This is a genomic window from Streptomyces changchenzhani, from assembly GCF_039766235.1.
Lineage (GTDB): Bacteria > Actinomycetota > Actinomycetes > Streptomycetales > Streptomycetaceae > Streptomyces.
In genome coordinates this window covers 21007-46810 of the sequence record NZ_JBDHNH010000007.1, presented here as the reverse complement: position 1 = coordinate 46810, position 25804 = coordinate 21007, and the positions used below count along the sequence as shown (strand labels likewise).

24 protein-coding genes are annotated in these 25804 nt (G+C 70.1%); 12 read left to right on the top strand and 12 right to left on the bottom strand.

The annotated features are described in order from the left end of the window. Positions 1-77: 77 nt before the first annotated feature. The 3 genes from ABCR94_RS22085 to ctaC are packed head-to-tail and all read right to left on the bottom strand — an operon-like array spanning position 78 to position 3177. The gene (locus ABCR94_RS22085) at positions 78-476 is read right to left on the bottom strand and encodes a cytochrome c oxidase subunit 4 (RefSeq protein WP_347121471.1); all 399 of its coding nucleotides are present in this window, start codon (positions 474-476) and stop codon (positions 78-80) included. After that, positions 473-2212 (bottom strand): aa3-type cytochrome oxidase subunit I, encoded by a 1740-nt coding sequence (ctaD, locus tag ABCR94_RS22080; RefSeq protein ID WP_347121470.1) that lies wholly within the window; start codon positions 2210-2212, stop codon positions 473-475. The genes ABCR94_RS22085 and ctaD overlap by 4 nt, the downstream gene beginning before the upstream one ends. After that, positions 2209-3177, bottom strand: a complete 969-nt coding sequence (gene ctaC, locus ABCR94_RS22075; protein WP_347121469.1) for an aa3-type cytochrome oxidase subunit II — start codon at positions 3175-3177, stop codon at positions 2209-2211. Before ctaC ends, ctaD begins: the two co-directional genes overlap by 4 nt. 273 nt (positions 3178-3450) lie before the next feature. On the opposite strand from ctaC, the gene ABCR94_RS22070 reads away from it, so the two are divergent. After that, positions 3451-4842: a cysteine desulfurase/sulfurtransferase TusA family protein gene (locus ABCR94_RS22070; RefSeq protein WP_347121467.1), complete on the top strand. Its 1392-nt coding sequence runs from the start codon at positions 3451-3453 to the stop codon at positions 4840-4842. A gap of 17 nt (positions 4843-4859) precedes the next feature. On the opposite strand, the gene ABCR94_RS22065 is transcribed toward ABCR94_RS22070, so the two are convergent. Continuing rightward, entirely contained in the window at positions 4860-5834 is a 975-nt protein-coding gene (locus ABCR94_RS22065) for a carbohydrate kinase family protein (RefSeq protein ID WP_347121466.1), read from the bottom strand. 181 nt (positions 5835-6015) lie between these two features. On the opposite strand from ABCR94_RS22065, the gene ABCR94_RS22060 reads away from it, so the two are divergent. Next, on the top strand, positions 6016-6225 hold the full coding sequence (locus tag ABCR94_RS22060; protein ID WP_347121465.1) for a hypothetical protein: 210 nt from the start codon (positions 6016-6018) through the stop codon (positions 6223-6225). A 121-nt stretch (positions 6226-6346) separates the two neighbouring features. Then, a complete protein-coding gene (locus ABCR94_RS22055) occupies positions 6347-7810 on the top strand; it encodes a hypothetical protein (protein WP_347121463.1) in 1464 nt (487 codons plus the stop codon). Positions 7811-7912: 102 nt separating this feature from the next. Here ABCR94_RS22055 and ABCR94_RS22050 read toward each other — a convergent pair whose 3' ends face one another. After that, the gene (locus ABCR94_RS22050) at positions 7913-8269 is read right to left on the bottom strand and encodes a HesB/IscA family protein (RefSeq protein ID WP_347121462.1); all 357 of its coding nucleotides are present in this window, start codon (positions 8267-8269) and stop codon (positions 7913-7915) included. Between the two features lie 256 nt (positions 8270-8525). On the opposite strand from ABCR94_RS22050, the gene nadA reads away from it, so the two are divergent. After that, on the top strand, positions 8526-9713 hold the full coding sequence (gene nadA / locus ABCR94_RS22045; protein ID WP_347121461.1) for a quinolinate synthase NadA: 1188 nt from the start codon (positions 8526-8528) through the stop codon (positions 9711-9713). A 158-nt stretch (positions 9714-9871) separates the two neighbouring features. Further along, positions 9872-10264, top strand: a complete 393-nt coding sequence (locus tag ABCR94_RS22040; RefSeq protein WP_347121460.1) for a YciI family protein — start codon at positions 9872-9874, stop codon at positions 10262-10264. Positions 10265-10346: 82 nt separating this feature from the next. Here ABCR94_RS22040 and ABCR94_RS22035 read toward each other — a convergent pair whose 3' ends face one another. The 5 genes from ABCR94_RS22035 to ABCR94_RS22015 all read right to left on the bottom strand — a co-directional run bounded on the left by ABCR94_RS22035 (position 10347) and on the right by ABCR94_RS22015 (position 16800). Beyond that, positions 10347-13508, bottom strand: coding sequence for an efflux RND transporter permease subunit (locus ABCR94_RS22035; protein ID WP_347121459.1), 3162 nt, complete (start codon positions 13506-13508; stop codon positions 10347-10349). A gap of 147 nt (positions 13509-13655) precedes the next feature. Beyond that, entirely contained in the window at positions 13656-14354 is a 699-nt protein-coding gene (locus ABCR94_RS22030) for a response regulator (RefSeq protein ID WP_347121457.1), read from the bottom strand. Further along, positions 14351-15580 carry a sensor histidine kinase gene (locus tag ABCR94_RS22025; protein WP_347121456.1) on the bottom strand — a complete coding sequence of 410 codons (1230 nt, stop codon included), beginning with the start codon at positions 15578-15580 and terminating at the stop codon, positions 14351-14353. Before ABCR94_RS22025 ends, ABCR94_RS22030 begins: the two co-directional genes overlap by 4 nt. Positions 15581-15712: 132 nt before the next feature. Continuing rightward, complete coding sequence (gene pspAA / locus ABCR94_RS22020; RefSeq protein WP_347121454.1) at positions 15713-15991, bottom strand: PspA-associated protein PspAA; 279 nt, start codon at positions 15989-15991, stop codon at positions 15713-15715. 32 nt (positions 15992-16023) lie between these two features. Continuing rightward, positions 16024-16800: a PspA/IM30 family protein gene (locus ABCR94_RS22015; RefSeq protein WP_347121453.1), complete on the bottom strand. Its 777-nt coding sequence runs from the start codon at positions 16798-16800 to the stop codon at positions 16024-16026. Positions 16801-17068: 268 nt separating this feature from the next. On the opposite strand from ABCR94_RS22015, the gene ABCR94_RS22010 reads away from it, so the two are divergent. Together ABCR94_RS22010 and ABCR94_RS22005 are read left to right on the top strand one after the other, a co-directional pair. Then, positions 17069-17665, top strand: a complete 597-nt coding sequence (locus ABCR94_RS22010) for a DUF3043 domain-containing protein (RefSeq protein ID WP_347121452.1) — start codon at positions 17069-17071, stop codon at positions 17663-17665. 206 nt (positions 17666-17871) lie between these two features. Then, entirely contained in the window at positions 17872-18612 is a 741-nt protein-coding gene (locus ABCR94_RS22005) for a class I SAM-dependent methyltransferase (RefSeq protein WP_347122008.1), read from the top strand. Positions 18613-18799: 187 nt separating this feature from the next. Here ABCR94_RS22005 and ABCR94_RS22000 read toward each other — a convergent pair whose 3' ends face one another. Further along, positions 18800-19009: a hypothetical protein gene (locus ABCR94_RS22000; protein WP_347121451.1), complete on the bottom strand. Its 210-nt coding sequence runs from the start codon at positions 19007-19009 to the stop codon at positions 18800-18802. A gap of 99 nt (positions 19010-19108) precedes the next feature. Here ABCR94_RS22000 and ABCR94_RS21995 point away from each other — a divergent pair, with 99 nt between their 5' ends. The 4 genes from ABCR94_RS21995 to ABCR94_RS21980 all read left to right on the top strand — a co-directional run bounded on the left by ABCR94_RS21995 (position 19109) and on the right by ABCR94_RS21980 (position 24155). Then, positions 19109-20305 (top strand): bifunctional adenosylcobinamide kinase/adenosylcobinamide-phosphate guanylyltransferase, encoded by a 1197-nt coding sequence (locus tag ABCR94_RS21995; RefSeq protein WP_347121450.1) that lies wholly within the window; start codon positions 19109-19111, stop codon positions 20303-20305. 157 nt (positions 20306-20462) lie between these two features. Continuing rightward, positions 20463-21572 (top strand): nicotinate-nucleotide--dimethylbenzimidazole phosphoribosyltransferase, encoded by a 1110-nt coding sequence (gene cobT, locus ABCR94_RS21990; protein WP_347121448.1) that lies wholly within the window; start codon positions 20463-20465, stop codon positions 21570-21572. A 115-nt stretch (positions 21573-21687) separates the two neighbouring features. Continuing rightward, entirely contained in the window at positions 21688-23454 is a 1767-nt protein-coding gene (locus tag ABCR94_RS21985; RefSeq protein ID WP_347121446.1) for a phosphatidylglycerol lysyltransferase domain-containing protein, read from the top strand. Then, complete coding sequence (locus ABCR94_RS21980; protein WP_347121445.1) at positions 23451-24155, top strand: hypothetical protein; 705 nt, start codon at positions 23451-23453, stop codon at positions 24153-24155. The genes ABCR94_RS21985 and ABCR94_RS21980 overlap by 4 nt, the downstream gene beginning before the upstream one ends. Here the strand turns inward: ABCR94_RS21980 and ABCR94_RS21975 are convergent. Further along, positions 24104-24859, bottom strand: a complete 756-nt coding sequence (locus tag ABCR94_RS21975; RefSeq protein WP_347121443.1) for a hypothetical protein — start codon at positions 24857-24859, stop codon at positions 24104-24106. The genes ABCR94_RS21980 and ABCR94_RS21975 overlap by 52 nt on opposite strands. A 68-nt stretch (positions 24860-24927) precedes the next feature. Here ABCR94_RS21975 and ABCR94_RS21970 point away from each other — a divergent pair, with 68 nt between their 5' ends. Further along, complete coding sequence (locus ABCR94_RS21970; RefSeq protein ID WP_347121441.1) at positions 24928-25710, top strand: adenosylcobinamide-GDP ribazoletransferase; 783 nt, start codon at positions 24928-24930, stop codon at positions 25708-25710. The last annotated feature ends 94 nt before the right edge of the window (positions 25711-25804 follow it).

Here is a 25804-nt window from a genome sequence, read left to right as displayed (position 1 = left end):
CGCCGGGTGGGTGCAAACGAGGGGCCCGGACACCTGACGTACAGGTGGCCGGGCCCCTCGCGAATGCTGCGGTGGTGCTACTGGTTCTGGTCTTCGCCGCGGTAGTACTCGAAGACCCAGCCGAAGAGGCCGATCAGGAGCAGCGGCGCCGAGAAGTACAGCAGCCACCACCCCATGGCGACGGCGAGGAACGCGAACGCCCCACCGATGGCCAGCGCGAGCGGCTGCCAGCTGTGCGGGGCGAAGAACCCCACCTCACCGGCCTCGTCCGCGACGTCGGCCTGCGTGTCGTCCTGAGCCATCGCGTCGGCACGCTTGGCCGTGAAGGCCAGGTAGAAGCCGATCATGACGCTCAGGCCGAAGGCGAGCACGAGGGCCGTGGTGCCCGCGGGCTCCTTCGACCACACGCCATAGGTGATCGCCATGGCGGCGAGGAAGACGCTCAGCCAGATGAAAAGCTGTCCCTGGACCTTCACTTGCCGGCCTCCTTGCCGCCGGTGAGGACCTTGTCACCGTCGGAGGTGTGGTTCTCGAGCTGGTCGAGAGCCGCGATCTCCGGGTGGTGCAGGTCGAACGCCGGGGATTCGGAACGGATCCGCGGCAGCGTGAGGAAGTTGTGCCGCGGGGGCGGGCAGGACGTTGCCCATTCGAGCGAACGGCCGTAGCCCCAGGGGTCGTCGACCTCGACCTTCTTGCCGTACTTCGCGGTCTTCCAGACGTTGTAGAAGAACGGGAGCACCGACAGGCCCAGCAGGAACGAGCTGATCGTCGAGATGGTGTTCAGCGCGGTGAAGCCGTCGGCGGCGAGATAGTCCGCGTAACGCCGCGGCATGCCCTCCGCACCGAGCCAGTGCTGCACCAGGAACGTGCCGTGGAAGCCCACGAACAGCGTCCAGAAGGTGATCTTGCCGAGCCGCTCGTCCAGCATCTTGCCGGTGAACTTCGGCCACCAGAAGTGGAATCCGGCGAACATCGCGAAGACCACGGTGCCGAAGATGACGTAGTGGAAGTGCGCGACGACGAAGTACGAGTCGGAGACGTGGAAGTCCATCGGGGGCGAAGCCAGGATGACGCCGGTCAGACCACCGAAGGCGAAGGTGATCAGGAAGCCGACGGCCCAGAGCATCGGTGTCTCGAAGGACAGTGAGCCCTTCCACATCGTGCCGATCCAGTTGAAGAACTTCACACCGGTCGGCACCGCGATCAAGAAGGTCATGAACGAGAAGAACGGCAGTAGGACGCCGCCCGTGACGTACATGTGGTGTGCCCACACCGTGACCGAGAGGCCGGCGATCGCGATCGTCGCGCCGATGAGGCCGATGTAACCGAACATCGGCTTGCGGCTGAAGACCGGGATTACTTCGGAAATGATTCCGAAGAATGGCAAAGCGATGATGTACACCTCTGGATGGCCGAAGAACCAGAAGAGGTGTTGCCAGAGAATTGCCCCGCCGTTGGCCGAGTCGAAGATATGCGCACCGAATTTCCGATCCGCCTCCAGCGCGAACAGCGCGGCGGCAAGCACCGGGAACGCGAGCAGGACCAGCACACCGGTCAGCAGCACGTTCCAGGTGAAGATCGGCATCCGGAACATCGTCATGCCGGGCGCGCGCATGCAGATGATCGTGGTGATGAAGTTGACCGAGCCGAGGATCGTGCCGAAGCCGGAGAAGGCCAGACCCATGATCCACATGTCGGCGCCGACACCCGGCGAGCGGACCGCGTCCGACAGCGGGGAGTAGGCGAACCAGCCGAAGTCGGCCGCGCCGTTCGGGGTGATGAAGCCGGCCACCGCGATGATCGAGCCGAGCAGGTACAGCCAGTACGCGAACATGTTCAGCCGCGGGAACGCCACGTCGGGCGCGCCGATCTGCAGCGGCATGATCCAGTTCGCGAACCCTGCGAACAGCGGCGTCGCGAACATCAGCAGCATGATCGTGCCGTGCATCGTGAACGCCTGGTTGAACTGCTCGTTCGACATGATCTGCGTGCCGGGACGGGCGAGCTCGGCGCGCATGAAGAGCGCCATCACACCGCCGACACAGAAGAACACGAACGACGTGATCAGGTAGAGCGAGCCGATCGTCTTGTGGTCAGTGGTGGTGAGCCACTTCACGACCACGTTCCCCGGCTCCTTGCGCCGTACCGGCAGCTCGTTCTCGTACGAGTCGTCTGCTGCCTCGGCACCCTGGGGTTGATTGAGGATGCTCACAGTTTGTTCGTCTCCGCATTCCTGGCCGGGTCCGTCTGCTCGATACCGGCCGGGATGTAGCCGGTCTGGCCCTTCTCCGCCAGCTCCTTGAGGTGCTGCTGGTAGCGCTCCGGAGAGACGACCTTCACATTGAAGAGCATCCGGGAGTGGTCGGCACCGCAGAGCTCGGCGCACTTGCCCTTGAAGGTGCCCTCACGGGTGGGGGTCACTTCGAAGGCATTGGTGTGGCCCGGGATCACGTCCTGCTTCATCAGGAACGGCACCACCCAGAAGGAGTGGATGACGTCGCGCGAAGTAAGAACGAAGCGGACCTTCTCGCCCTTCGGCAGCCACAGGGTCGGACCCGGATTGCCGTTCTGCGGATTCCGCTCACCCGGAGTGCCGACGGCATAGACGCCCTCGGCTCCTTCGGGGAACTGCTTGGTGAACTTGTCCGGGATCGCGTCGAGCTCCTTGGAGAGCTTCCCGCCCGTGGCGGCATTGCCGTCCACGTTCTCCACGTAGTTGAAGCCCCAGCTCCACTGGAAACCGACCACATTGATGGTGTGGGCCGGCTTGTCGTCGAGCTTGAGAAGCTTCGACTCGTCGCGTGCGGTGAAGTAGAAGAGCACCGAGACGATGATGAGGGGGACCACGGTGTACAGCGCCTCGATGGGCATGTTGTACCGGGTCTGCGGAGGTACTTCGACCTTGGTGCGGCTACGCCGGTGGAAGATAACGCTCCACAGGATCAGACCCCATACCAGCACACCCGTGATGAGCGCTGCCGCCCACGAGCCCTGCCAGAGGGAAAGAATGATCGGAGCCTCTTCGGTGACCGGGGTAGGCATCCCGAGGCGGGGGAAGTCCTCCCATGTGTACGAGCAACCAGAGGCGGTCGCCAGGACCACGCCCACGGTCAGCACCTGGAGCAGCTTCCGCCGCATCGGGCGCCGCGACGAGCGGTCGGAGCCGTTGGGACTCACGTAGCGCCTTCCCGAGAGTCTCGCCCGCGCGGTCGGTTGTGCGGCCGCCTCGCTGGTCGGTCGCCGGCCCTGACGCGGGCAGGGGTTTGGATGTTTATGCGGACCAAACCCTACTGGACGCTATTTGGGGTCGCGCGGGGAGGGTGCCCAACGCGCCGCAGTGCTCATCGAAGGGATGGAATCTCGGCGGAATCCCGGCCTCCGGGGCTCTCCTGACGGCCTCTCCCCTGCGGTGGGGCATCGGCCGGCCGAGGTGGGGATTAGCGTGGCAGCGTGCCCTACTTCGACACCGCCTCCGCCGCCCCCCTGCACCCCGTCGCCCGACAGGCCCTGGTGGCCTCGCTGGACGAGGGATGGGCCGACCCCGCCCGGCTCTACCGCGAGGGGCGGCGTGCCAGGCTGCTGCTCGACGCGGCGCGGGAGGCCGCCGCCGACGCGGTGGGATGCCGCCCCGACGAGCTGGTCTTCACCTCTTCGGGCACCCGCGCGGTGCACTCCGCGATCTCCGGCGCCCTCGCCGCACGTCGGCGTGTCGGCGGGCATCTGGTGGTGTCGGCCGTCGAGCACTCCTCGGTGCTCCATTCAGCGGCGGCCCATGAGGCCGCGGGCGGTACGTCGACCGAAGTGGCGGTGGACCGGACCGGCGCCGTGTCCCCCGATACGTACGCGCGCGCCCTGCGCGTGGACACCGCGCTGGCCTGTCTGCAGTCCGCCAATCACGAGGTCGGCACCGAACAGCCGGTGGCCGAAATCGCCCAGAGGTGCCGGGCAGCGGGTGTGCCCCTGCTGGTGGACGCGGCGCAGTCGCTGGGCTGGGGCCGGGTGGAAGGGGCCTGGTCGTTGCTCGCCGCCAGTGCCCACAAATGGGGCGGTCCGGCAGGAGTCGGGCTGCTGGTCGTCCGCAAGGGCACGCGGTTCGCGTCCCAAGGCCCCGCCGACGAACGCGAGTCGGGGCGGGCGGCCGGCTTCGAGAATCTGCCCGCGATCGTGGCGGCGGCGGCCTCCCTGCGCGCCGTACGGGCCGAGGCGGACCGGGAAGGGGTGCGGCTGCGGGCGCTGGTGGACCGGATCAGGGCCCGGGTGCCCGAGCTCGTACCGGATGTCGAGGTGGTCGGTGATCCAGTGCGGCGGCTGCCGCATCTGGTCACCTTCTCCTGTCTCTATGTCGACGGGGAGACACTGCTGCACGAGCTGGACCGGGCCGGTTTTTCCGTTTCCTCCGGGTCCTCCTGCACGAGCAGCACCCTGACGCCCAGCCATGTACTGCGGGCAATGGGGGTGCTTTCGGAGGGCAACGTCCGGGTGTCGCTCCCGCTCGGGACCACCGAGGAGGACGTCGAGCGTTTCCTGGCCGTCCTGCCCGGCGCGGTGAGCGGGGTGCGCGAGCGGCTGGGCGCGCCGGTGACCGCCGCCCCTGTCAGGACCGAAGAGACGGCCGCCGTGTCGCTCGTCGTGGACGCGCTCGGCAGGCGGTGCCCGATCCCGGTGATCGAGCTGGCGAAGGTGATCGGCGACGTCCCGGTCGGCGGGACCGTGACGGTCCTGGCGGACGACGAGGCGGCGCGGCTCGACATCCCGGCGTGGTGCGCGATGCGCGACCAGGAGTACGTGGGCGAGCAGCCGGCGGACCGTGGCTCCGCCTTTGTGGTCCGCCGGCGCTCATGATGCCCGTACCGCGCTGATCAGCCGAGGTGCGCCGCGACCTCGTCGCCGGCCTCGTCGCCGTACGCCTTGACGAAGCGCTCCATGAAGCGGGCGCGGCTCAGCGTGTACTCCTGGGTGCCGAGGGTCTCGATGACCAGGGTCGCCAGCATGCAGCCGACCTGTGCGGCGCGCTCCAGGCCGACGCCCCAGGCTAGGCCGGAGAGGAAGCCCGCACGGAAGGCGTCGCCGACGCCGGTCGGGTCGACCTTCGCTTCCTCCTCCGCGCAGCCCACCAGGATCGGCTCGGTGCCGACGCGCTCGATGCGCACGCCGCGCGAGCCGAGGGTGGTGACGCGGTGGCCGACCTTGGCGAGGATCTCCGCGTCGGTCCAGCCGGTCTTGGACTCGATGAGCCCCTTCTCGTACTCGTTGGAGAAGAGGTACGTCGCGCCGTCCAGGAGGGTGCGGATGTCGTCGCCGCTCATCCGGGCGATCTGCTGCGAGAAGTCCGCGGCGAACGGGATGGACCGCGCCTTGCACTCCTCGGTGTGGCGGAGCATCGCCTCGGGGTCGTCCGCGCCGATCAGTACCAGGTCGAGGCCGCCGACCCGGTCGGCCACCTTCTTGAGCTCGATCTGGCGCGCCTCGCTCATGGCGCCCGTGTAGAAGGAGCCGATCTGATTGTGGTCGGCGTCGGTGGTGCACACGAAGCGGGCGGTGTGCAGGACCTCGGAGATGCGCACCGACTCGGTGTCGACACCGTGCCGGTCGAGCCAGGCGCGGTACTCGTCGAAGTCGGAGCCCGCGGCGCCGACCAGGATCGGTCCGGTGCCGAGCTGCCCCATCCCGAAGCAGATGTTGGCGCCCACACCGCCCCGGCGCACGTCGAGGTTGTCGACGAGGAACGAGAGGGAGACCGTGTGCAGCTGATCCGCGACCAGCTGGTCGGCGAAGCGGCCGGGGAAGGTCATGAGGTGGTCGGTGGCAATGGAGCCGGTGACTGCGATACGCACGGCGTGGCTGCTCCTGCGGAGGGCGACGGGGGGACAAGTTCACGCTATCGGGTCACCGGTCCTCACACGAAGAGGCAAAACTACCCGATAGTAGGGCTTTTTTCGTGCAGTCCTGCCTGCATACGGTGCCAGTACGAGGGTTCGCGACGATGCGGCCCCGAAAGCCACGGGAGCAGCCCGCATGCAGAAGCACAGCGCCACGGTCCCCGCACCGGTCGAGCTGGACGGCGGCATGGAGGAACTGCGGGGCGACTGCGCCCGTATGGTCCCGCACTGGGCGGTGCCCGCAGCGGCGGCGCCCGCTCCCGTGCCGGCCTCCCTGATCCACGGCGTCACCGTGCCTTCGGCCTCCGCCCGGCTGGTGGGCGGGATGTCGGAGTACGGCGGCTGAGCACCGCGCCCCCGGCGCTCGCGGGGAACCGTGCGCTCCTCTGCTCCGTCCCACCGGTGTCCCCCGCAAAGGGGAGACGGCGTACGGCACGGGTCGGCCAAGCAGGCGAAGGAGCAATGCGGTGAGCACCGAGCGACCGGACAACGACGCAGTCAGCGCCCAGAGGCGGCGGTCCCCGCTGATCGCCGCCTCGGTGGCGGCAGCGGTGCTGCTGGCCGGCGGCGGCGGCGCGTACTGGGCATCGACCGCCGGGGACGGCGCGGAGGGCGCGAAGAAGAACACCGCTGCGCCGGGCAGTGACGGCGATCCGCCCCCGCTGGCCCTCGACGGCCATACGGAGGGCGACGCACCGGGCATCGCGCCCGGCGAGCCCGACCCGAACGGGGTGACCTACCGGGCCGACGGCGAGCTGCCCGACGGGCCCGACTCCGCTTCCGTGTACCGGGCTTCGGGCGCGGTCGGCGAGGCCGATGTGACGCGGCTGGCCGAGGCACTCGGCGTGAGCGGCAAGCCGCGCATCGAGAGCGGGGCCTGGAAGGTCGGGATCAGCAAGGACGGCTCCGGTCCTGTGCTGCGGGTCAACAAGGAGGCTCCCGGCACCTGGACCTTCGCGCAGTACGGCCCCAGCCGCGGCGACAACTGCGCCAAGGGCGAGAAGTGCGGCGGCACCTCGGTAGCGCCCGGCGGCCAGGGGAAGCCGGTGAGCGAGAAGGCCGCGAAGGAGGCTGCCGCTCCGGTCCTGAAGGCGCTGGAGCAGGACGACGCCGCGCTCGATGCCCGCCAACTGATGGGCGCCGTAAGGGTGGTGAACGCCGACCCGGAGGTCGGCGGGCTGCCGACGTACGGCTGGGCGACCGGGCTGCAGATCGGCTCCGACGGGAAACTGGTCGGCGGCAGCGGGCAGTTGAAGGAGCTCAAGAAGGGCGCCGAGTATCCGGTGATCAGCGCCGACGAGGCCCTCAAGGAGCTGAACGGGGCCAGCAATGGCAGGGTCGGCATCGGCGGCTGCGCCACGCCCGTACCGCACGGGGACAAGGCCGAGGGAGAGATCAAGCCCGAGGCCACCTGCGAGCCGGACGGCAAGAAGGTGCCCGCCTCCCCCGAGCCGGTGACCGTGGACGGCGCGTCCTTCGGCCTCGCGGCGCTGTACGTCGACGGGCGGCAGGCACTCGTACCGTCATGGCTCTTCGAGGTCGATCCGGCGGGTGACGCGAAGCCCTTCACCATCACGCATCCGGCGGTGGACCCGAAGTACCTGGCCAAGCCCCCGGCCACGCCGCCGGAGAGCAGCACACCGGCGCCACCCAAGGGCGAGGCTCCCGCGCGGGAGCAGCACATCGAGTCGTACGCCGTCGACGGGCGCAAGCTCAAGGTGCACTTCTGGGGCGGTGCGTGCAGCGACTACGTGGCGAAGGCGTCCGAGGTGGACGGCATGGTGAAGGTGCGGGTCACCGAGCCGAAACCGGACCCGAAGGAGGCCTGCATCATGATCGCCAAGGAGCTGACCGAGACGGTGACGCTGGACAAGCCGCTGGCGGACCGCAAGGTCGTGGACGAGCAGGGCAAGGCGGTACCGCGGGCCTGACACCCGCGCACGCGAAAGGCACATGTGAACCGGGCACGCGAACCGGGCATGCGAAGGCGGCGACCCCCACCAGGGGTCGCCGCCTTCGCCGTGTCTTGGGGCTTAGTTGAACGAGTCGCCGCAGGCGCACGAGCCCGAGGCGTTCGGGTTGTCGATCGTGAAGCCCTGCTTCTCGATGGTGTCGACGAAGTCGATGGAGGCGCCGCCCAGGTACGGGGCGCTCATGCGGTCGGTGACAACCTTGACGCCTTCAAAGTCCTTGAGGACATCGCCGTCGAGCGAACGCTCGTCGAAGAAGAGCTGGTAGCGCAGGCCCGAGCAGCCACCGGGCTGAACGGCGACGCGCAGTGCCAGGTCTTCCCGGCCTTCCTGGTCCAGCAGGGCCTTGACCTTGGCCGCGGCGGCATCCGACAGGAGAATGCCGTCGCTCACGGTGGTCTTTTCGTCCTGAACGGACATCTACATCTCTCCCGGGTTGTACGGACTGCTTGCCGACGGTTGCAACCCGCCGGCTCGCGGATTCATTCCGGGCCGGGGGCTTGTCTTCTCCTTTCATGCTCGCACACCGGGCCCGCCGGGGGCACGGGAAGACGGCTTCGGGAATTCGTCACATCGACGAAATCGCCATCGTCAACATGACGTGAAGGGGTTATGATAGATAACGTCAAATCGACGAAAAGGCTTGTTCCGCAGACTTGTCAGCAGAGAAGAAAGGGTGCGTGTCGTGACCACCGCCCAGCCACTGGATGTCCAGCCGACGCCCCTCGCCCTGCTCATGCTCGGCCGCGAGGCCGATACCGGGAGCGAGCGCGGTGTGGACTGTCCCGGCGACCTGCCATCCCCCTCGGACCCGGACCTGGTGGAGCGTGCCCGCGCCGCCAAGGAGAAGCTCGGGGACAAGGTCTTCATCCTCGGCCACCACTACCAGCGTGACGAGGTCATCCAGTTCGCCGACGTGACCGGTGACTCCTTCAAGCTGGCCAAGGACGCGGCCGCCAGGCCGGAGGCCGAGTACATCGTCTTCTGCGGTGTGCACTTCATGGCCGAGTCCGCGGACATCCTGACCTCCGACGACCAGGCGGTCGTACTGCCGGACCTCGCGGCGGGCTGCTCGATGGCCGACATGGCCACCGCCGAGCAGGTCGCGGAGTGCTGGGACGTGCTGACCGACGCGGGCATCGCCGAGCAGGTCGTGCCCGTCTCGTACATGAACTCCTCCGCCGACATCAAGGCCTTCACCGGCAAGTACGGCGGCACGATCTGCACCTCGTCCAATGCCAAGAACGCCCTGGAGTGGGCCTTCGAGCAGGGCGAGAAGGTGCTCTTCCTCCCCGACCAGCACCTGGGGCGCAACACCGCGGTGCGTGACATGGGGCTGGCGCTGGAGGACTGCGTCCTCTACAACCCGCACAAACCGAACGGCGGCCTGACCGTCGAGGAGCTGCGCGCCGCCAAGATGATCCTGTGGCGCGGGCACTGCTCGGTGCACGGGCGCTTCTCGGTCGAGTCCGTCAATGACGTACGCGCCCGCATACCCGGCGTCAATGTGCTGGTGCACCCCGAGTGCAAGAACGAGGTCGTGTCGGCGGCGGACTACGTCGGCTCGACGGAGTACATCATCAACATGCTGGAGGCGGCCCCGGCCGGCTCGAAGTGGGCGATCGGCACCGAGCTGAACCTGGTGCAGCGGCTCGCCAACCGGTTCGCCGACCAGGACAAGGAGGTCGTCTTCCTCGACAAGACGGTCTGCTTCTGCTCGACCATGAACCGGATCGACCTGCCGCACCTGGTGTGGACGCTGGAGTCGCTGGCCGAGGGCAATCTGGTCAACCGCATCGAGGTCGAGCGCGAGACCGAGCAGTTCGCGAAGCTGGCGCTGGAGCGGATGCTGTCGCTGCCGTAGCCACGGCCCGCCGCGGTGCGTGTCGTACGTCCCAGAGGGGCGCTCCCGGCCATTGGGGGCGCCCCTCTGGCGTACCGGCGCCGTCACCGATGACTTCCCGGGTCCCCGGCGGTCTACTTCTTCACAGGAGCAGTCAGCCGCCCGAAGGGATGAGGGACATGCAGTACATGATCCAGATGAATGTGCCGGCCGATCAGTGGGACGCCATGATGTCGGCGTTCTCACCGGACGACATGCAGTTGATGTTCGACTACATGGAGACGCTCAACCAGGAGCTCACCGCCGCCGGCGAGCTGGTCGAGGCACGTGGTCTTGGCGGGCCCGGCCTGGTCAAGACGGTGCGGGCGGCCGACGACGGACAGCCGCGGGTGACCGAGGGGCCCGCCGAGCGGGGCCGCATCCTGGCCGGCTACTGGGTGGTCGAGGTCAAGAACGAGGAGCGCGCCGTAGAGATCGCCGCGCGGGCGTCGGCCTGTCCCGGCCCCGGCGGCAAGCCCGGCAACGACCCCGTCGAGGTGCACGCCGTACCGACAGGGCCGCCGGAGGCCTGAGCGGCCGAAGGCCGTTGACCGGGGCGCGCCCCGGTCCCCTCCGAAGGGGGCCGGGGCGCGCTGTCGTACTCCGTACCGTGCATCAGACCTTCGCGGGCTCCTGCTCGCCGGAGACCGCGTCCGGCTCGGACTGGGCCGGGATGCCGGCCTTCGCCGCGCGCTTGGCCGCCTTCTTCTTGGCGCGGCGCTCCTTGCGGAGCTCGACCATCGCGTACAGCGTCGGCACGAGCAGCAGGGTGAGCAGCGTCGACGTGATCAGACCGCCGATCACCACGATCGCCAGCGGCTTCGAGATGAAGCCGCCCTCGCCGGTGATGCCCAGTGCCATCGGCAGCAGCGCGAAGATGGTCGCCAGGGCGGTCATGAGGATCGGGCGCAGCCGGTGCCGCCCGCCCTCCAGGACCGCCTCGACGACATCCAGGCCCTGGGTCCGGTACTGGTTGATCAGGTCGATCAGGACGATCGCGTTGGTGACCACGATGCCGATGAGCATCAGCATGCCGATCATCGCCGGTACGCCCATGGGGGTGCCGGTGAGGAGCAGCAGGCCGATCGCGCCGGTCGCCGCGAACGGGATGGAGACCAGCAGGATCAGCGGCTGGATGAGCGAGCGGAACGTCGCCACCAGCAGCATGAAGACGATCGCGATGGCCGCCAGCATGGCCAGGCCGAGCTGGACGAACGCCTCGTCCTGGTCCGAGGAGACGCCGCCGATCTCGACGCTCGCGCCCTCGGGCAGCTTCTTCTCCAGCTCGGTGATCTTCGTCTGGAGCGCGGTGGTCACCGAGCCCGTGTCGTCGGCGTCGGGCTTGGCCGTGATCGTCGCCGCGGTGGCGCCGTCGATCCGGGTCTTGGAGACCGGTCCTGGCACCAGTTCCACGTCGGCGATGTCGCCGAGCTTGACCGGGCCGAGGGCCAGGTTCTTCAGCTCGGCCATCGTCTTCGCGGGCTTGGCGGACTTCACGACGACGTCACGCTCGGTGTCGCCGAGGATCGCCTTGCCGGACGTGGTGCCGCGGACCGCCTGAGTGACGGCCGCGCCGAGCGTGGTCTGGTTGAATCCCGCGTCGGCGGCCTTCTCGTTGGCCCGCACGGAGATCCGCGGCACGCTCGTGGCCAGGTCGCTCTGCACGTCATTGACCTGGTCGAGCTTCGCGACGGCGTCCCTGACCTGCTCGGACGCCTTCTTGAGGGTGTCCGCGTCGCCGGCCTTGACCACGACGCTCAGGTCCTGGCTGCCGAAGCCGCCGCCCGCGCCGACCCTGGTGTCACCGATGCCGTCGAGCTTGGCGAGCTCCTCGTCGAGCCGGTCCTGGGTGGACTCGGCGTCGGAGGCGCTCTTGAGGGTCAGCTGGTACGACGCCTGGTTGGCGCCCGTACCGCCGCCGAAGGCGGCAGCGAAGCCGGACGAGCCGACCGTGACCTGGTAGTCCTTGATCGTGTCGATGGAGCCGAGCACCTTCTCGACCTTCAGGGCCGCCTCGTCGGCGGCCTGCAGGCTGGTGCCGGGCTTCAGCTCCTGGGTGAGAGTCAGGGTGTCCTGCTCGCCCTGGTCGAAGAAGTTGGTCTTCAGCAGCGGCGCCATCGCGAACGTACCGATGAGCACGACGACCGCGATGGCCAGGCTGGTGAAGCGGCGGCGGGTCGCGAAGCGCAGGACCGGGACGTACAGCCGCTGGAGCCTGCTGCGGCGCTCCTTCTCCTCGGCCTTGCGGCGCAGCTCGTCCGGGTCGACACCCTCGGAGCCCTTGGGGGCGCGCAGGAACCAGTACGAGAACACCGGGACGACGGTGAGGGACACCAGCAGCGAGGCGAGCAGCGCTGCCGTGACCGTGACGGAGAACGAGCCGAACAGCTGGCCCACCATGCCGCCGACCAGGCCGATCGGCAGGAACACCGCGACCGTGGTGAGGGTCGACGAGGTGACCGCGCCGGCCACCTCCTTGACCGCGACGATGATGGCGGAGCCGCGCTCCTCGCCGTAGCCGAGGTGGCGCTTGATGTTCTCCAGGACCACGATCGAGTCGTCGACGACCCGGCCGATGGCGATGGTCAGCGCGCCCAGGGTGAGCACGTTGAGCGACAGGTCGCGGGTCCACAGCACGATCAGCGCGAGCAGCACCGACAGCGGGATGGAGATCGCGGTGACGAGCGTCGAGCGGATCGATCCCAGGAAAACCAGGATCACCAGCACGGCGAAGACCAGGCCCAGTGCGCCCTCGGTGGTCAGGCCGGAGATCGACTTGGAGACGGCCGGGCCCTGATCGAAGACGACCGTGAGCTCACTGCCGGCGCCGAGGCTCTCGCGCAGGTCGGGGAGCTTGTCCTTGACCGCGTCGGAGATGGCGACGGCGCTGCCGTCCTGGTCCATGGTGAGGGACAGCGACAGGCTGGGCTTGCCGTTGGTCCGGGTGATGGAGACCGCGGTGGAGGGCTGCTCGTCGACGGTGGCGACGTCACCGAGGCGTACCGGCTTCGGGGGCTTGCCCTGGCCGGTGGGGGCGGCGCTGACGCGCAGGTCCTCGATCTGCTTCAGCGACGTGTAGCCGCCGCCGACCTGGACCGTGCGGCTCTTGCCGTCCTCGGCGAAGGAGCCGGCCGGGAGGGTGGCACCGCCCGCCTGGAGGGCCTGGCCGAGCGAGCCGGCGTCGAGCCCGGCAGCGGCCAGTTTCCTGTCGTCGGGGGTGACGGCGACCTGGAGTTCCTGTACGCCGTCGATGCTGACCTGGCCGACACCGTCGATGTCCTCAAGCTCGGGGACGACGCTGCGCTCCAGCCGGTCGGCGAGCGCCTGCTGGTCCTTGCCCGAGCTGGCGGCGAGCAGGACGGTCGGGATGTCGTCCGTCGAGCCGGCCACGACCTGCGGGTCGACGTCCTCGGGAAGCTGGGAGCGGGCGCGGTTCACGGCCTGCTGGACATCGGCGACGAGCTGCTTGGAGCCGCTGTCCCCGTAGTCGAACTGCGCCATGATGACGGCGCTGCCCTCGCTCGCCGTGGAAGTGACACCGGTGATGCCGTCCACGGCCTTGATGGTGCTTTCGAGCGGTTCGACGACCTGCTTCTCGACCACATCGGGGGACGCACCCTGGTAGGGCGCCAGCACTGACACCATCGGGAACTCGATCGTGGGCATCAGCTGTTGCTTGAGCTGAGGTATCGCGATGGCCCCGAAGACGATCGCAACGATCGAAATCAGGCCTATCAAGGCCCGCTGAGCGAGGCTGAATTTGGACAGCCAGGACATGGGTGGGTCTCTCTTCTGTGGCGTGCGCGGCAGGTGGACGCGGTGGTCCGTCTCTACGATCTGCCATGCGGGCAGGAGCAACCGTCGCTCGCAGGTGCCCTTCCTTATGCGCCGCATACCGCAGGTGGAGTAGATCCGACTACACCCTCACTCCACCCTTGGCCGCACCAGGCCTGATTCGTAGGCGATTACCACCAATTGGGCGCGGTCACGGGCGCCGAGCTTCGACATCGCCCGGTTCACATGGGTCTTGACCGTGAGGGGGCTGACGACCAACTGCTCGGCGATCTCGTCGTTGGAGTGGCCGCCGGCGACCTGGACGAGCACCTCGCGCTCGCGCACGGTCAGCGCGGAGAGCCGCTCGGTGCGGGCCGCGATGTCCTCGTCGTCCTGCGAACTGCCGCCCTGGGCAAGGAACTTGGCGATCAGCCCCTTGGTCGCCACCGGGGAGAGCAGGGCCTCGCCCGCCGCGGCGATCCGGATGGCGTTGAGCAGCTCCTCCGGTTCGGCCCCCTTGCCCAGGAAGCCGGAGGCGCCCGCGCGCAGCGACTGCACGACGTACTCGTCGACCTCGAAGGTCGTCAGCATCACCACGCGCACGGCGGCCAGTTCCGGGTCCTCGCTGATCATGCGAGTGGCGGCGAGGCCGTCGGTGCCCGGCATTCGGATGTCCATCAGGACCACATCGGCGCGCAGCGTGCGGGCCAGCTCCACGGCCTCGGCGCCGTCCGCGGCCTCCCCGACGACCTCCATGTCGGGCTCCGAGTCCACCAGTACCCGAAACGCGCTGCGCAGCAGCGCCTGGTCGTCCACCAGCAGCACCCTGATGATCTCGGCCGTCGTCATGTGTTCTCCCCCGTACGCGCCTTGACCGGCAGGATCGCATGCACGCGGTAGCCGCCGCCGTAGCGGGGGCCCGTGGTGAGGACGCCGCCCAGCGCGCCGACGCGCTCCCGCATGCCGATGAGGCCGTGGCCGCTGCCGTCGGTGGGCCCCTCCCCCGCGCCGCCGCCGTTGTCCAGCACGGTGACTTCGGCGGACAAGCCCACCCTCACCACGCTGACCTCGGCCTTCGCATGGGCGCCCGCGTGCTTGCGGACATTGGTCAGGGCCTCCTGGATGATCCGGTACGCGGCGAGATCGACGGCGGCGGGCAGCGGAGCGGCCACTCCCCTGTCGGGCCTGGCCACCTCCACGGGGAGGCCCGCGTTGCGGAACGTCTCCAGGAGTTCGTCGAGTACGGCGAGCCCGGGGGCCGGCCTGGTCGGGGCCTCGGGGTCACCGGACTGGCGGAGCAGGCCGACGGTGGCGCGCAGCTCGTTCAGCGCCGAACGGCTGGCCTCCCGTACATGCGCGAGCGCCTCCTTCGCCTGGTCGGGCCGCTTGTCCATGACATGCGCAGCCACACCCGCCTGGACATTGACCAGGGCGATGTGATGGGCCACGACATCATGCAGGTCGCGGGCGATACGCAGCCGCTCCTCGGCGACCCGGCGGCGGGCCTCCTCCTCCCGGGTGCGCTCGGCGCGCTCGGCCCGCTCACGGATGGCGTCGACGAAGGCGCGGCGGCTGCGTACGGCGTCGCCCGCGCTCGCCCCGATGCCGGCCCAGGCGAAGATCCCGAGGTTCTCCTGGGAGTACCAGGGGCCAGGACCGAAGCACATGGCGCCCGCGGTCAGGCCGGTCATCGTGAGCAGGCCGACCCGCCAGGTGGTCGGGCGGTCGGTGCGCGAAGCGACGGTGTAGAGCGCGACGACCGCGCTCATCGCGACGGGGGCCGGCGGATCGCCCACGATGAGCTCGACGAGTGCGACCACCCCGGTGAACGCGAGTACGGCCATGGGATCGCGGCGCCTGAACACGAGGGCCGCCGCGCTGAGCACCATCAGGACGACGCTGCGAGCCTCGGGGGTGCGGGTGCCGAAGTCCGGACCGTTGCGGCCGTGCGGGTCGACGAACGAGCCGACGAGGATCGTCACCAGTACGGCGAACGCCAGCGCACCGTCCAGCGCGAGCGGATGCGCGCGCAACCAGCGCCGGGAGCGGGAGAGGCCCGTACCGAGGGCAGTCATGTCACGCAACGGTACGGCGTACGGGCACCCGGGCGCGCCGGGGACGGGCCCGGGTGCCCGGACAGCACGACGCCCCGCCATCCGGGTGAATCCGGTGGGCGGGGCGTCGTGGCTGCTGGAAGGTGGCGCGTGTCAGCCGGGGATGAGCCCGTCGTCGCTGAGCATCTCGCGGACCTCGTCGAGCGTGGCGTCGGGAGGCGGCAGGATCAGCTCGGACGGCTCAAGGGCGTCGTCCGCGAGCGGCTCGCCGATGCGGCGTACCGCGTCGAGAAGCGCGCCGAGCGTCCGCCGGAAGCCTTCCTCGTCGCCGCTCTCCATTTCGGCGAGCAGCTCGTCGTCCAGCTTGTTCAGTTCGGTGAAGTGGCTGTCGGCCAGCTTCAGCTGCCCCTCCCCCATGATCCGTACGATCACGACGCTCTCCTTCGGGAGTTCGGGAGTGAGGACTACTGCTTGTCGAACTTGCTCTGTGTCGGCGAAGGCTGCTGGGCGTCCTGGGGACCGCCCTCGATGGCCGGCTTCGACGGCGAACCGCCCGCCAGCTCCGCCTTCATCCGCTGCAGCTCCAGCTCTACATCTGTACCACCGGAGAGCCGGTCCAGCTCGGCGGCGATGTCGTCCTTCGCAAGACCGGAGTGGTCGTCCAGGGCGCCGGAGGCCAGCAGCTCGTCGATCGCACCGGCACGCGCCTGCAGCTGCGCGGTCTTGTCCTCGGCACGCTGGATCGCCTGGCCGACGTCGCCCATCTCCTCGGAGATGCCGGAGAAGGCCTCCCCGATCCGGGTCTGCGCCTGCGCGGCGGTGTACGTGGCCTTGATCGTTTCCTTCTTCGTGCGGAAGGCGTCGACCTTGGCCTGGAGTCGCTGCGAGGCGAGCGTCAGCTTCTCCTCCTCGCCCTGGAGGGTGTGGTGCTGCGTCTCCAGGTCGGTGACCTGCTGCTGCAACGCGGCACGACGGGACAGCGCCTCACGTGCGAGGTCCTCCCGGCCGAGCGCGAGCGCCTTGCGCCCCTGGTCCTCCAGCTTGGAGGACTGCCCCTGCAGCTGATTGAGCTGCAGCTCAAGGCGCTTGCGTGAAGTCGCCACGTCGGCGACCCCACGGCGTACCTTCTGAAGCAGCTCAAGCTGCTTCTGGTACGAATAGTCGAGAGTCTCGCGCGGGTCCTCTGCCCTGTCGAGGGCCTTGTTGGCCTTCGCGCGGAAGATCATTCCCATACGCTTCATGACACCGCTCATGGGCTTCGCGCGCCCCCTTCTGACGGACTCCAGCTCCAGCACTTGAACCCACAGTACGGGCCCTGCATCCATTACCGCACTGTTCCAGCGCGGATGCGCTCCTCCTCCAGAACGACTGTGGTCCGCCGGACTCAGGCGTAGGGAGTAGGGAACAGTCGGGGGAGGAGTGGGGGAACCGGTCCAGGCGGGTGACCGTTGCCGGATCGTTCCCCACCGGGCTGTGGCCCCCGCGCCGCACCCCGTACCCTTGGGTTTTGTGTTCCGTAGCCGCTCCAAAGATGAGAAGGCCCCCACCGACAAGGTGCAGGTAGACCTCTCCAAGCAGACCCGTGACCCGCAGGCCCCGAAGGGCCGCGCCACTCCGAAGCGCGCTGTCGCACAGTCGCAGCGCCGAAGCGTGGCCGCAGCCCCGACGAACCGCAAGGAGGCGATGAAGCGCCAGCGTGAAGCCCGGCGCGTGGACCTGGCTAAGCAGCGGGAGGCACTGGCGAGCGGGGACGAGCGCTATCTGCCGGCCCGCGACAAGGGGCCGGTGCGCCGTTTCGTGCGCGACTTCGTCGACTCCCGATTCTGTGTCGCCGAGTACTTCCTGCCGCTCGCGGTGATCATCCTGGTGCTCAGCATGATCCGCGTCGGCAACGTGCAGAACATCTCGCTGCTGCTGTGGCTCGGCGTCATCGTGATGATCGTCGTCGACTCGGTCGGCCTCGTGATCAGGCTCAAGAAGCAGCTCAAGGAGCGCTTCCCGAACGAGCCCAAGCGCGGCGCTGTCGCCTACGGCCTGATGCGCACGCTCCAGATGCGCCGACTGAGGCTGCCGAAGCCGCAGGTCAAGCGCGGGGAACGGCCCTGAGCGCGGATGTCTCGGACGCAGCGGGCATAGCTGACGCGGACGCCTCCGGGGCGGGCGTTTCCGACGCGCCCGCGTCGGAGGGGGCTGCCTCGGGCGCGAACGCCGTCGCTTCGTCGGACGCGGCCGATTCCGGGGCGGCCGTTTCCGGGCCCGGTGCCTCCGCGTTCGAAGGTGCTTCGGCCAATTGGCTGAAGGGCCTCGGCGGGCTGCGCGACGCCGTCCGCCAGGAGTTGGTCGCCCGCCAGCTCGACGAGCAGGTATCGGCCCGCTTCCCGGTGGGCCGGCGGCTCGCAGTGCTCGACGTCGGCATGGGCCGGGGCACCCAGGCGCTGCGCCTGGCGCGGGCCGGGCACAAGGTGACCGGCCTGGAGTCCGACTCGAAGATGCTCCTCACGGCGCGCGAGGCACTCGACGGCGAGCCCGCGGGCATCCGCGACCGGGTGCGCCTGATCGAGGGCGACGGCCGCGACACCGGAGTGCACTTCCTGCCCGGCAGCTTCGACGTGGTGCTGTGCCACGGCGTGCTGATGTACGTCCAGGAGCCCGACGCGCTGGTGGCGGGCCTGGCCCGGATGCTGGCCCCCGGCGGCCTGCTCTCCCTGCTCGTACGCAACGCCGACGCACTCGCGATGCGCCCCGGGCTCGCCGGGGACTGGTCGGCGGCGCTGACGGCCTTCGAGACGAACACGTACACCAACCGGCGCGGTCTCCAGGTGCGCGCCGACCGCCTGGACGCCCTGACGGCGACCCTCGCGGGAATCGCCGCCCCCTTGCACGCCTGGTACGGCGTGCGGGTCTTCACCGACAGCGTCGAGGGTGACGCCAACGCGGCGGAGCCGACGGCGGAGGAGCTGGAGCGGGTGCTGGCGCTGGAGGACCGGGGCGGGCGTACGGATCCGTACCGACGGGTCGCGGCGCTGCTGCATCTGTGCGGCGTACGCGGCTGACCCGGCAGGCCTGACAGGCCCGGCGAGATCTGAGCCGGGTACGCGTCGATCTGGCCGCGTGGCCGGTATGCCGGTACGCCGGTTATACGCGGATACGCCCCCCTGCGCGGGTACGCACCGCTCCCGCGCACCGTTGCGCCCGCGCACCCCGGTCGGGGTCCGCGGGCGCAACCGCCGCTCTCGTGCGTCAGGCCTCGTCGGCGTGCAGGTTCATGGGGCCGTAGATCTTGGTGTTGTCCTCGGACAGAACCACCTGGTCGGCGCCGCCCTCAACGAGCTCTTTCCACACCTCGCCGATCCAGGATTCCGCATCACCCTGCGTGGTGAACTCCTCAGGCACCACCGCAGGCTGGACCTCCGTACCGTCGGCCTTCTCGAACCGCCACGTCCACGCCATGTTCGCCTCCCGGGTCCTACCCGTGCTTTTGTCCAGCACAGCCTGCCCGCACACTAGCCGGGCGCGCATCACCGGAGGGGAAGCGGGAGGATCATCATCGTGGAACTGACTCTTCTCGGCACCGGAGCCCCGGCAGGCCTGCCCCGCCCCGACTGCCCCTGCGCCTCGTGCGCCACCGCCCGCGGCGAGCTGGCGCGCGCCACGACCGCGCTGCTCGTGGACGGTGCGCTGCTGCTCGACCTCACGCCCGGGGCCGCGTTCGCCGCGGCCCGTGCCGGGCGTTCGCTGGCCGCGGTGCGGCAGGTACTGCTGACGCATCCGCACGACGGGCCGCCCGTCGAACTGCCCGTCGGGCTGCCGACGGCGGGGCGGGTGGCGGACGGCCGGTCGTTGACGCTGATCAGCGGGCATCGGGTGCGGGCCGTGCCGATGGACGCTCCCGGTACGGGGTACGAGGTGACCTCGCCCGACGGCGAGCGTCTGCTGTATCTGCCGCCGGGTGGCGCTCCCGCCGGGGAGGGCACCGGGCCCAGGTACGACATGGTGGTCGCCGATGTCGTGGGACGGCCGGACGCGCTCGCCAAGCTGCGGGCACTCGGTGCGATCGGCGTCACGACGGATGTCATCGCCGTACACCTCGATCACGATGTGCCGCCGGGGCCCGAGCTGGTCAGGCGGCTGGCGGCGGCGGGCGCGCGGGCCGTGCCCGACGGGACGACCCTGATCGTCGGCGACTACCACGCGGTCCCCGATCTGCCGCGCCGCACACTGGTGCTCGGCGGGGCGCGCTCGGGCAAGTCGGTGGAGGCGGAGCGACGGCTCGAAGCCTTTCCCGAGGTGCTGTACGTCGCGACCGGCGGCACCCGGGAAGGCGACTCGGAGTGGGCGGCGCGGGTGGGGCTGCACCGGGAGCGGCGGCCGGGAACCTGGCGCACGGAGGAAACCTGCGAGCTGGCGCCGCTGCTGGCCGGGGATGGCCCGCCGCTGCTGATCGACTGCCTCGCGCTGTGGCTCACCGACGCGATGGACCGGGTCGGTGCGTGGGACGACGCGAAGTGGGCGGCGGACGGCCGGCGGGCGCTGCACGAGCGCACGGCGGAGCTGGTGGCAGCGGTACGGGCGACCCGGCGCACGGTCGTCACGGTCAGCAACGAAGTGGGCTCGGGCATCGTGCCGGCGACGGCGAGCGGGCGGCGTTTCCGCGACGAGCTGGGACGGCTGAACGCGACGATCGCGGCCGAGTGCGAGCACGTCCTGCTGGTGGTCGCGGGGCAGGCGGTGCCGCTGCGCGGGTGAGGCGGGCGGCTCGGGGACGAGCACGGGGTAGCAACGAGCGACGCGGGGACGAGCAGCGCAGAACGGGCGCGTGCCCTGCGGGCCCGGCCGTCGTCGCCGGGCAGGCCCGTACCGCCGGGCAGGCCTGGTTTCCGGGCCTCCCGGTACTGTTCGCCGCATGAGCTCGCTTAACCTGGACGACTTCTCCGACCTGATAGAACGCCCCGACGGCGGCGTCCGGCGCGATGCCGAAGAGCGCCGGGAGCGGCTGATCGTGCCGCCCGGTGCGCTCGGCCGTCTCGACGAGCTGGGCGAGTGGCTTTCGGCCGCTCAGGCCTCCGCCCGGGTCAAGCCCGTGGAACGCCCCCGCGTGATCCTCTTCGCGGGTGACCACGGCGTGGCGCAGCTGGGCGTCTCGGCCAGGCCCGCCGGGGGCGCGCACGAGCTGGTGCGCGCCGTGCTGGACGGCGCGAGCCCCGTCGCCGTACTGGCCCGCCGCAACGGCGTGTCGGTGCGGGTTGTCGACGCGGGGCTGGACTGCGACCCCGGGCTGCTGCCCGAGGACGTCGTACGTCACCGGGTGCGGCGCGGCTCCGGCCGTATCGACGTCGAGGACGCCCTGACCATCGAAGAGGCCGAGCAGGCGGTGCGGCTGGGCATGACGATCGCCGACGAGGAGGCCGACGCGGGCACCGATCTGGTCGTCCTCGGCGATCTGAGCGTCGGCGGCACGACCGCCGCGGCCGTCCTGATCGCCGCCCTGTGCGGCACGGACGCCTCGGTGGTCACCGGGCGCGGCGGCGCCGACATCGACGACCTGGCCTGGATGCGCAAATGCGCGGCCGTCCGGGACGCGCTGCGCCGGGCCAGGCCGGTCCTGGGCGACCAGCTGGAGCTGCTGGCGGCCGTCGGCGGCGCCGACCTGGCCGCGACGACCGGTTTCCTGCTCCAGTGCGCCGTGCGACGTACACCGGTGATCCTCGACGGTGTGGTGTCCGCGGCCTGCGCGCTGGTGGGCCAGCGGGCCGCTTTCCGGGCGCCCGACTGGTGGCTGGCGGGCCATGTGAGCGGCGAACCGGCCCAGGCGAAGGCACTGGACCGGATGGCACTCAACCCATTGCTCGATCAAGGCGTCACTGTCGGGGAAGGAACCGGGGCATTGCTCGCACTTCCGCTCGTCCAAGCCGCGGCCGCCCTGGCCGCGGAGCTGCCCGAGCGGCCGGAGGATCCGAAAGAGACCGAACCGGCCGAGGCGGCCGAGGCGGCCGAGGCGGACAGCGAAACGTAGCCGACCCGAGTGCGGCCGTCGACCATCGGCCGCACTCACCCCTTGCCGCGTTCGCGCCGTAGTCGTGCTCAGTCGCGCTCTCTTGACCGGTGATGCCCCCATATCATCACCTTTCATGGGAGAAGTCAGCTTGGCCACCGAAGGAACGAACCGGGGCACTGTCCGGTCGCGACGCAGTGCGGCGTTCGCCGTCTGGTACCTGCGTGCCGTCGCGTTCATCAACTTCCTGAGCGCCGTCTGGGTCTCCCTCGGCCAGGACCTGCGACGCCACAACACCGAGAACTACTTCACGCCGTACATGCTGACCGCGGGCTTCGCCTCGGGCCTCTTCACCCTCTTCCTGGCGATCACCATGCGCCGCCGCAAGCGTGCGGCCTGGATCCTCAACCTCGTACTGAGCGGGCTGTTCCTGCTGCTCTTCGCCCTCGTGATGTTCTTCCCCGAGGTGCGGCAGTACTGGCAGAACTGGATCTCGCTTGGTCTGACCGCCGCCTTCTTCGTGTCGCTGCTCCTCGGCCGGCGTGTGTTCAGCGCGAAGGGCGACCGCTCCAACCCAAAGCTGGCCGCGGTCGTCGCGGTCGGCGGGCTGCTGGTCACCTCGCTGATCGCCGCACTGCTGGTCACCGTCACCAACACGGCGCGCGGCGCGGAGCACTCGACGTTCCTGGACCGGTGGCGCTACGGCGTGATGCGGCTGGTGTCGCTGGCCGCCGACGACTCGCGGTTCGCGGGCATCACCACCCCCGGGTGGGTCAACGTCGGCATCAACATCCTCAGCACGCTGCTGCTCCTCGGTGTCCTGTACGCCGCCTTCCGCTCCCGCAGAACCATCGATCCCCTCACCGAGGAGGACGAGGCGAAACTGCGCGTCCTGCTCGACCAGCACGGCGAACGCGACTCCCTGGGCTACTTCGCCCTGCGCCGCGAGAAGAGCGCCGTCTGGTCCCCCACCGGCAAGGCCGCCGTCACCTACCGGGTAGTCGGCGGCGTGTCGCTGGCGTCCGGCGACCCGATCGGCGACCCCGAGGCCTGGCCCGGCGCGATCGAGCCGTGGCTGGCGGAGGCGCGTGAGCACGGCTGGGCGCCCGCCGTGATGGGCGCGAGCGAGGAGGCCGGCACGATCTACGCCCGGCACGGCCTCGACGCCCTGGAGCTCGGTGACGAGGCGCTCGTGGAGATCGCCGACTTCACCCTGGAGGGGCGCGCGATGCGGACCGTGCGCCAGGCGTACAACCGGGTCAAGCGCGCCGGGTACGAGGTCCGTATCCGCCGCCACGAGGACATCCCCGACGACGAGATGGCCGAGCTGCTGCGCAAGGCCGACGACTGGCGCGACGGCGCGACCGAGCGCGGCTTCTCGATGGCGCTCGGCAGGCTCGGCGACCCGGGCGATGGGCGCTGCGTGATGCTGGAGTGCACGGACGGCCAGGGCGAGCTGCGGGCGGTGCTGAGCTTCGTACCGTGGGGACCGGGCGGTCTGTCCCTGGACCTGATGCGCCGTGACCGCGACGCCGAGAACGGGCTGATGGAGTTCATGGTCATCGAACTCCTCCAGCGCGCCGGGGAGATCAAGATCACTCAGGTCTCACTGAACTTCGCGATGTTCAGGTCGGTCTTCGAACGTGGCTCGCGGCTCGGTGCGGGACCGGTGCTGAGGCTGTGGCGTTCGCTGCTGAGCTTCTTCTCGCGCTGGTGGCAGATCGAGTCGCTGTACCGGGCCAACGCCAAGTACCGGCCGATCTGGGAGCCCCGGTTCATGCTGTTCGAGAAGAGCTCCGACTTGCTGCGCATCGGCATCGCCGCGGCCCGCGCCGAGGGCTTCCTGGAAGCGCCGGGACTGCCCAAGTGGATGCACCGCAAGCACCTGGAGACAAGACGTTGAGAACGGCTCTACGCCGTGCGGGGCGCCGCGAATGGGGGCCGCTGTACGCGACCCTGCGCGGCGCCCTGCTCACCCACAAGTGGCGCGCCGTACGCATGACACTGGCGGCCGTCGCCCTGACGGCGCTCTTCCAGCTCGTGCAGAACCAGCCCTGGGGCTACCAGCCCGTACAGAACATAGGCGCCGTACGGGCCGAGGACCCGCTGTGGCTCGCGCTGTTGCGTACCCCCCTGTCACTGTTCGTGCCCGCGCTCGACCTGCCGGTCTGGGGCGCGCTCGCGCAGATCCTGCTGGTCTTCGGCATCGCCGAGATCAGCCTGGGCCGACTGCGGACCCTGGTCATCGCGTACGTGGCGACCCTCGCCGGGACGCTCTACGCGCGCGTGGGCATCGCGCTGGGCCCCGCCAACCCGCTGGGCCTGGAGGCCTCCGACGCCCTGGTCGTCGACACCGGCCCATCGGCGGCCGTCGTCGGCCTCGCCGTCTACGTGGGCTGGCGCTACGGGGCGTACTGGACGGCGGCCCTGGTGGTGGCGGCGATGGTGATCGAGGTGCTCGTCAAGAACAACCTCGCGGGCAAGGAGCACCTCGCGGCGATCGCGGGGGTGCTGGTGCTGTGCGCGGTGTCCGCGGTGCGCGGACACTCCGTTCAGCCGTCCCTTCCCTCCACCCGGTCCGGGGCCCCGCCGAGCCAATCCTGAAGTTTGCGGCTCTTGGCCGCCCAGCGACGGTCGTGCCGGTAGGCGCGCCGGGTCGCCCTGGCGCGGGCCCTGGGGCGTCTGCGGTACAGGTTTTTCGCCCACGGGGAGCCCGGCCTGGCCAGCCGGATCGCGCCGAACAGGGCCACGAAGGGCACCACCGCGCCGAACAGCGCGGTGCGCAGCTTTCCCTTGGACAGTGCGATCAGTGCGAGGAAGAAGTTGAAGGACACGTTCGCGACGAGCAGACCGCGGCTCTGCCGCTCGTCCACCGTCAGCTCGTTGACCCCGAACGGGACGGCGCCGCTGAGCACCAGCATCACGAGCGCCGCGGTCAGCACCACGATCTCCACGCTCTTGCGGCCCTGTTCACTCCAGTAGACGTCGTCGAGGTGCAGGATCAGCGCGAACTCGTCCAGGACCAGGCCCGCGCCGAGCCCGAAGAGCACCGCGCAGAGGGCCGCGCCGAACCCGTGCCGGCCGCTCGCCACCGCCCCGAAGCCGCCGATCGTCGTCAGGATCACGCCGGGCGCCACATGGTGGATGTGCATGCCGCCGGGCGAGATGTTCCTGAAGGGCCCCCTGCCCGCCCGGATGAGGCGGGTGATGGTCCGCGTCACCAGGAAGGACAGCATGAACGAGCCCAGCGCGAGCAGCAGCGGCAGCTTCCCCGGCTCGACAATGTTCCGGTACAACCAGTGACTCATGCCACTCGCTCCCTATTTGCGCGTTATGCGCAACCTACCGGGCGGCGCCACCGGCTAGCGTGCGCGCGGTGACCTCCCTCCACAGCGACGGCATTCGCTTCGCCTTCGGCACCCTCACCGCGCTCCCCGTGCGCGTGACCCGCTGGGACCGCGACGCGGCGCGCGCCGGGATGCTGTACGCCCCCCTGGCCGGGCTCGTCGTCGGTCTGTGCGCGGCGGCGCCGGCCGCCCTGCTGCTGCTCCTGGGCTCGGGCCGGCTGCTCGCCGCCGTGGCGTCGGCGGCGGTGCCCGCGGTGCTCACCCGGGGCCTCCATCTCGACGGCCTCGCCGACACGGCCGACGGTCTCGGCAGCGGCAAGCCGGCCGACGACGCGCTGCGGATCATGAAGCAGTCGGACATCGGTCCCTTCGGCGTCGTCACGCTGCTGTTCGTGCTGCTCGCGCAGGTCGCGGCGGGCTACGAGCTGTACGCGGCGGGCTGGGCGTACGGCGCGTCGGCCACGGTCGTCTCGGCGGTCGCGGCCCGGCTCGCGCTGACCCTCGCCGCCCGGACCGGGGTGCCCGCGGCCCGGCCCGACGGCCTGGGCGCAGTGGTCGCGGGCACGGTCCGGGGCCGTACGGCGGCGCTGGTCGCGGGCGGGGTGACCGCCGTCTGCGCGGGCGTGTCGGGCGCGCTCCTCGGCCCGTACGCCGCGCTGCACCACGCCGCGGCCGTCCTGCTCGCCCTGGGCGCGGCCCAACTGCTGCTGCGCCACTGCGTCCGGCGCTTCGGCGGAGTGACGGGTGACGTCTTCGGCGGGCTGGCCGAGACGGCGGCGACTGTGGCGCTGGTCGTGCTGGTGCTGGGCTGACGAACGCGCTAGCAGTTCGCGCCACGGACGAATGGCCGGTTCCTGACGGGGCACCTGGTTGCTGGAACCGACGCAGTCACCCCGACTGGGGCGT

Bases quoted from the DNA above. Each gene is read 5' to 3' on its own strand.
- ABCR94_RS22060 (WP_347121465.1), top strand. From the start codon at position 6,016: ATGCAGAAGCACAGCGCCACGGTCCCCGCACCGGTCGAGCTGGACGGC.
- ABCR94_RS22050 (WP_347121462.1), bottom strand. From the start codon at position 8,269: ATGTCCGTTCAGGACGAAAAGACCACCGTGAGCGACGGCATTCTCCTG.
- ABCR94_RS22040 (WP_347121460.1), top strand. From the start codon at position 9,872: ATGCAGTACATGATCCAGATGAATGTGCCGGCCGATCAGTGGGACGCC.
- ABCR94_RS22035 (WP_347121459.1), bottom strand. From the start codon at position 13,508: ATGTCCTGGCTGTCCAAATTCAGCCTCGCTCAGCGGGCCTTGATAGGC.
- ABCR94_RS22030 (WP_347121457.1), bottom strand. From the start codon at position 14,354: ATGACGACGGCCGAGATCATCAGGGTGCTGCTGGTGGACGACCAGGCG.
- ABCR94_RS22025 (WP_347121456.1), bottom strand. From the start codon at position 15,580: ATGACTGCCCTCGGTACGGGCCTCTCCCGCTCCCGGCGCTGGTTGCGC.
- ABCR94_RS22015 (WP_347121453.1), bottom strand. From the start codon at position 16,800: ATGAAGCGTATGGGAATGATCTTCCGCGCGAAGGCCAACAAGGCCCTC.
- ABCR94_RS22000 (WP_347121451.1), bottom strand. From the start codon at position 19,009: ATGGCGTGGACGTGGCGGTTCGAGAAGGCCGACGGTACGGAGGTCCAG.
- cobT (WP_347121448.1), top strand. From the start codon at position 20,463: ATGAGCTCGCTTAACCTGGACGACTTCTCCGACCTGATAGAACGCCCC.
- ABCR94_RS21985 (WP_347121446.1), top strand. From the start codon at position 21,688: ATGGGAGAAGTCAGCTTGGCCACCGAAGGAACGAACCGGGGCACTGTC.
- ABCR94_RS21975 (WP_347121443.1), bottom strand. From the start codon at position 24,859: ATGAGTCACTGGTTGTACCGGAACATTGTCGAGCCGGGGAAGCTGCCG.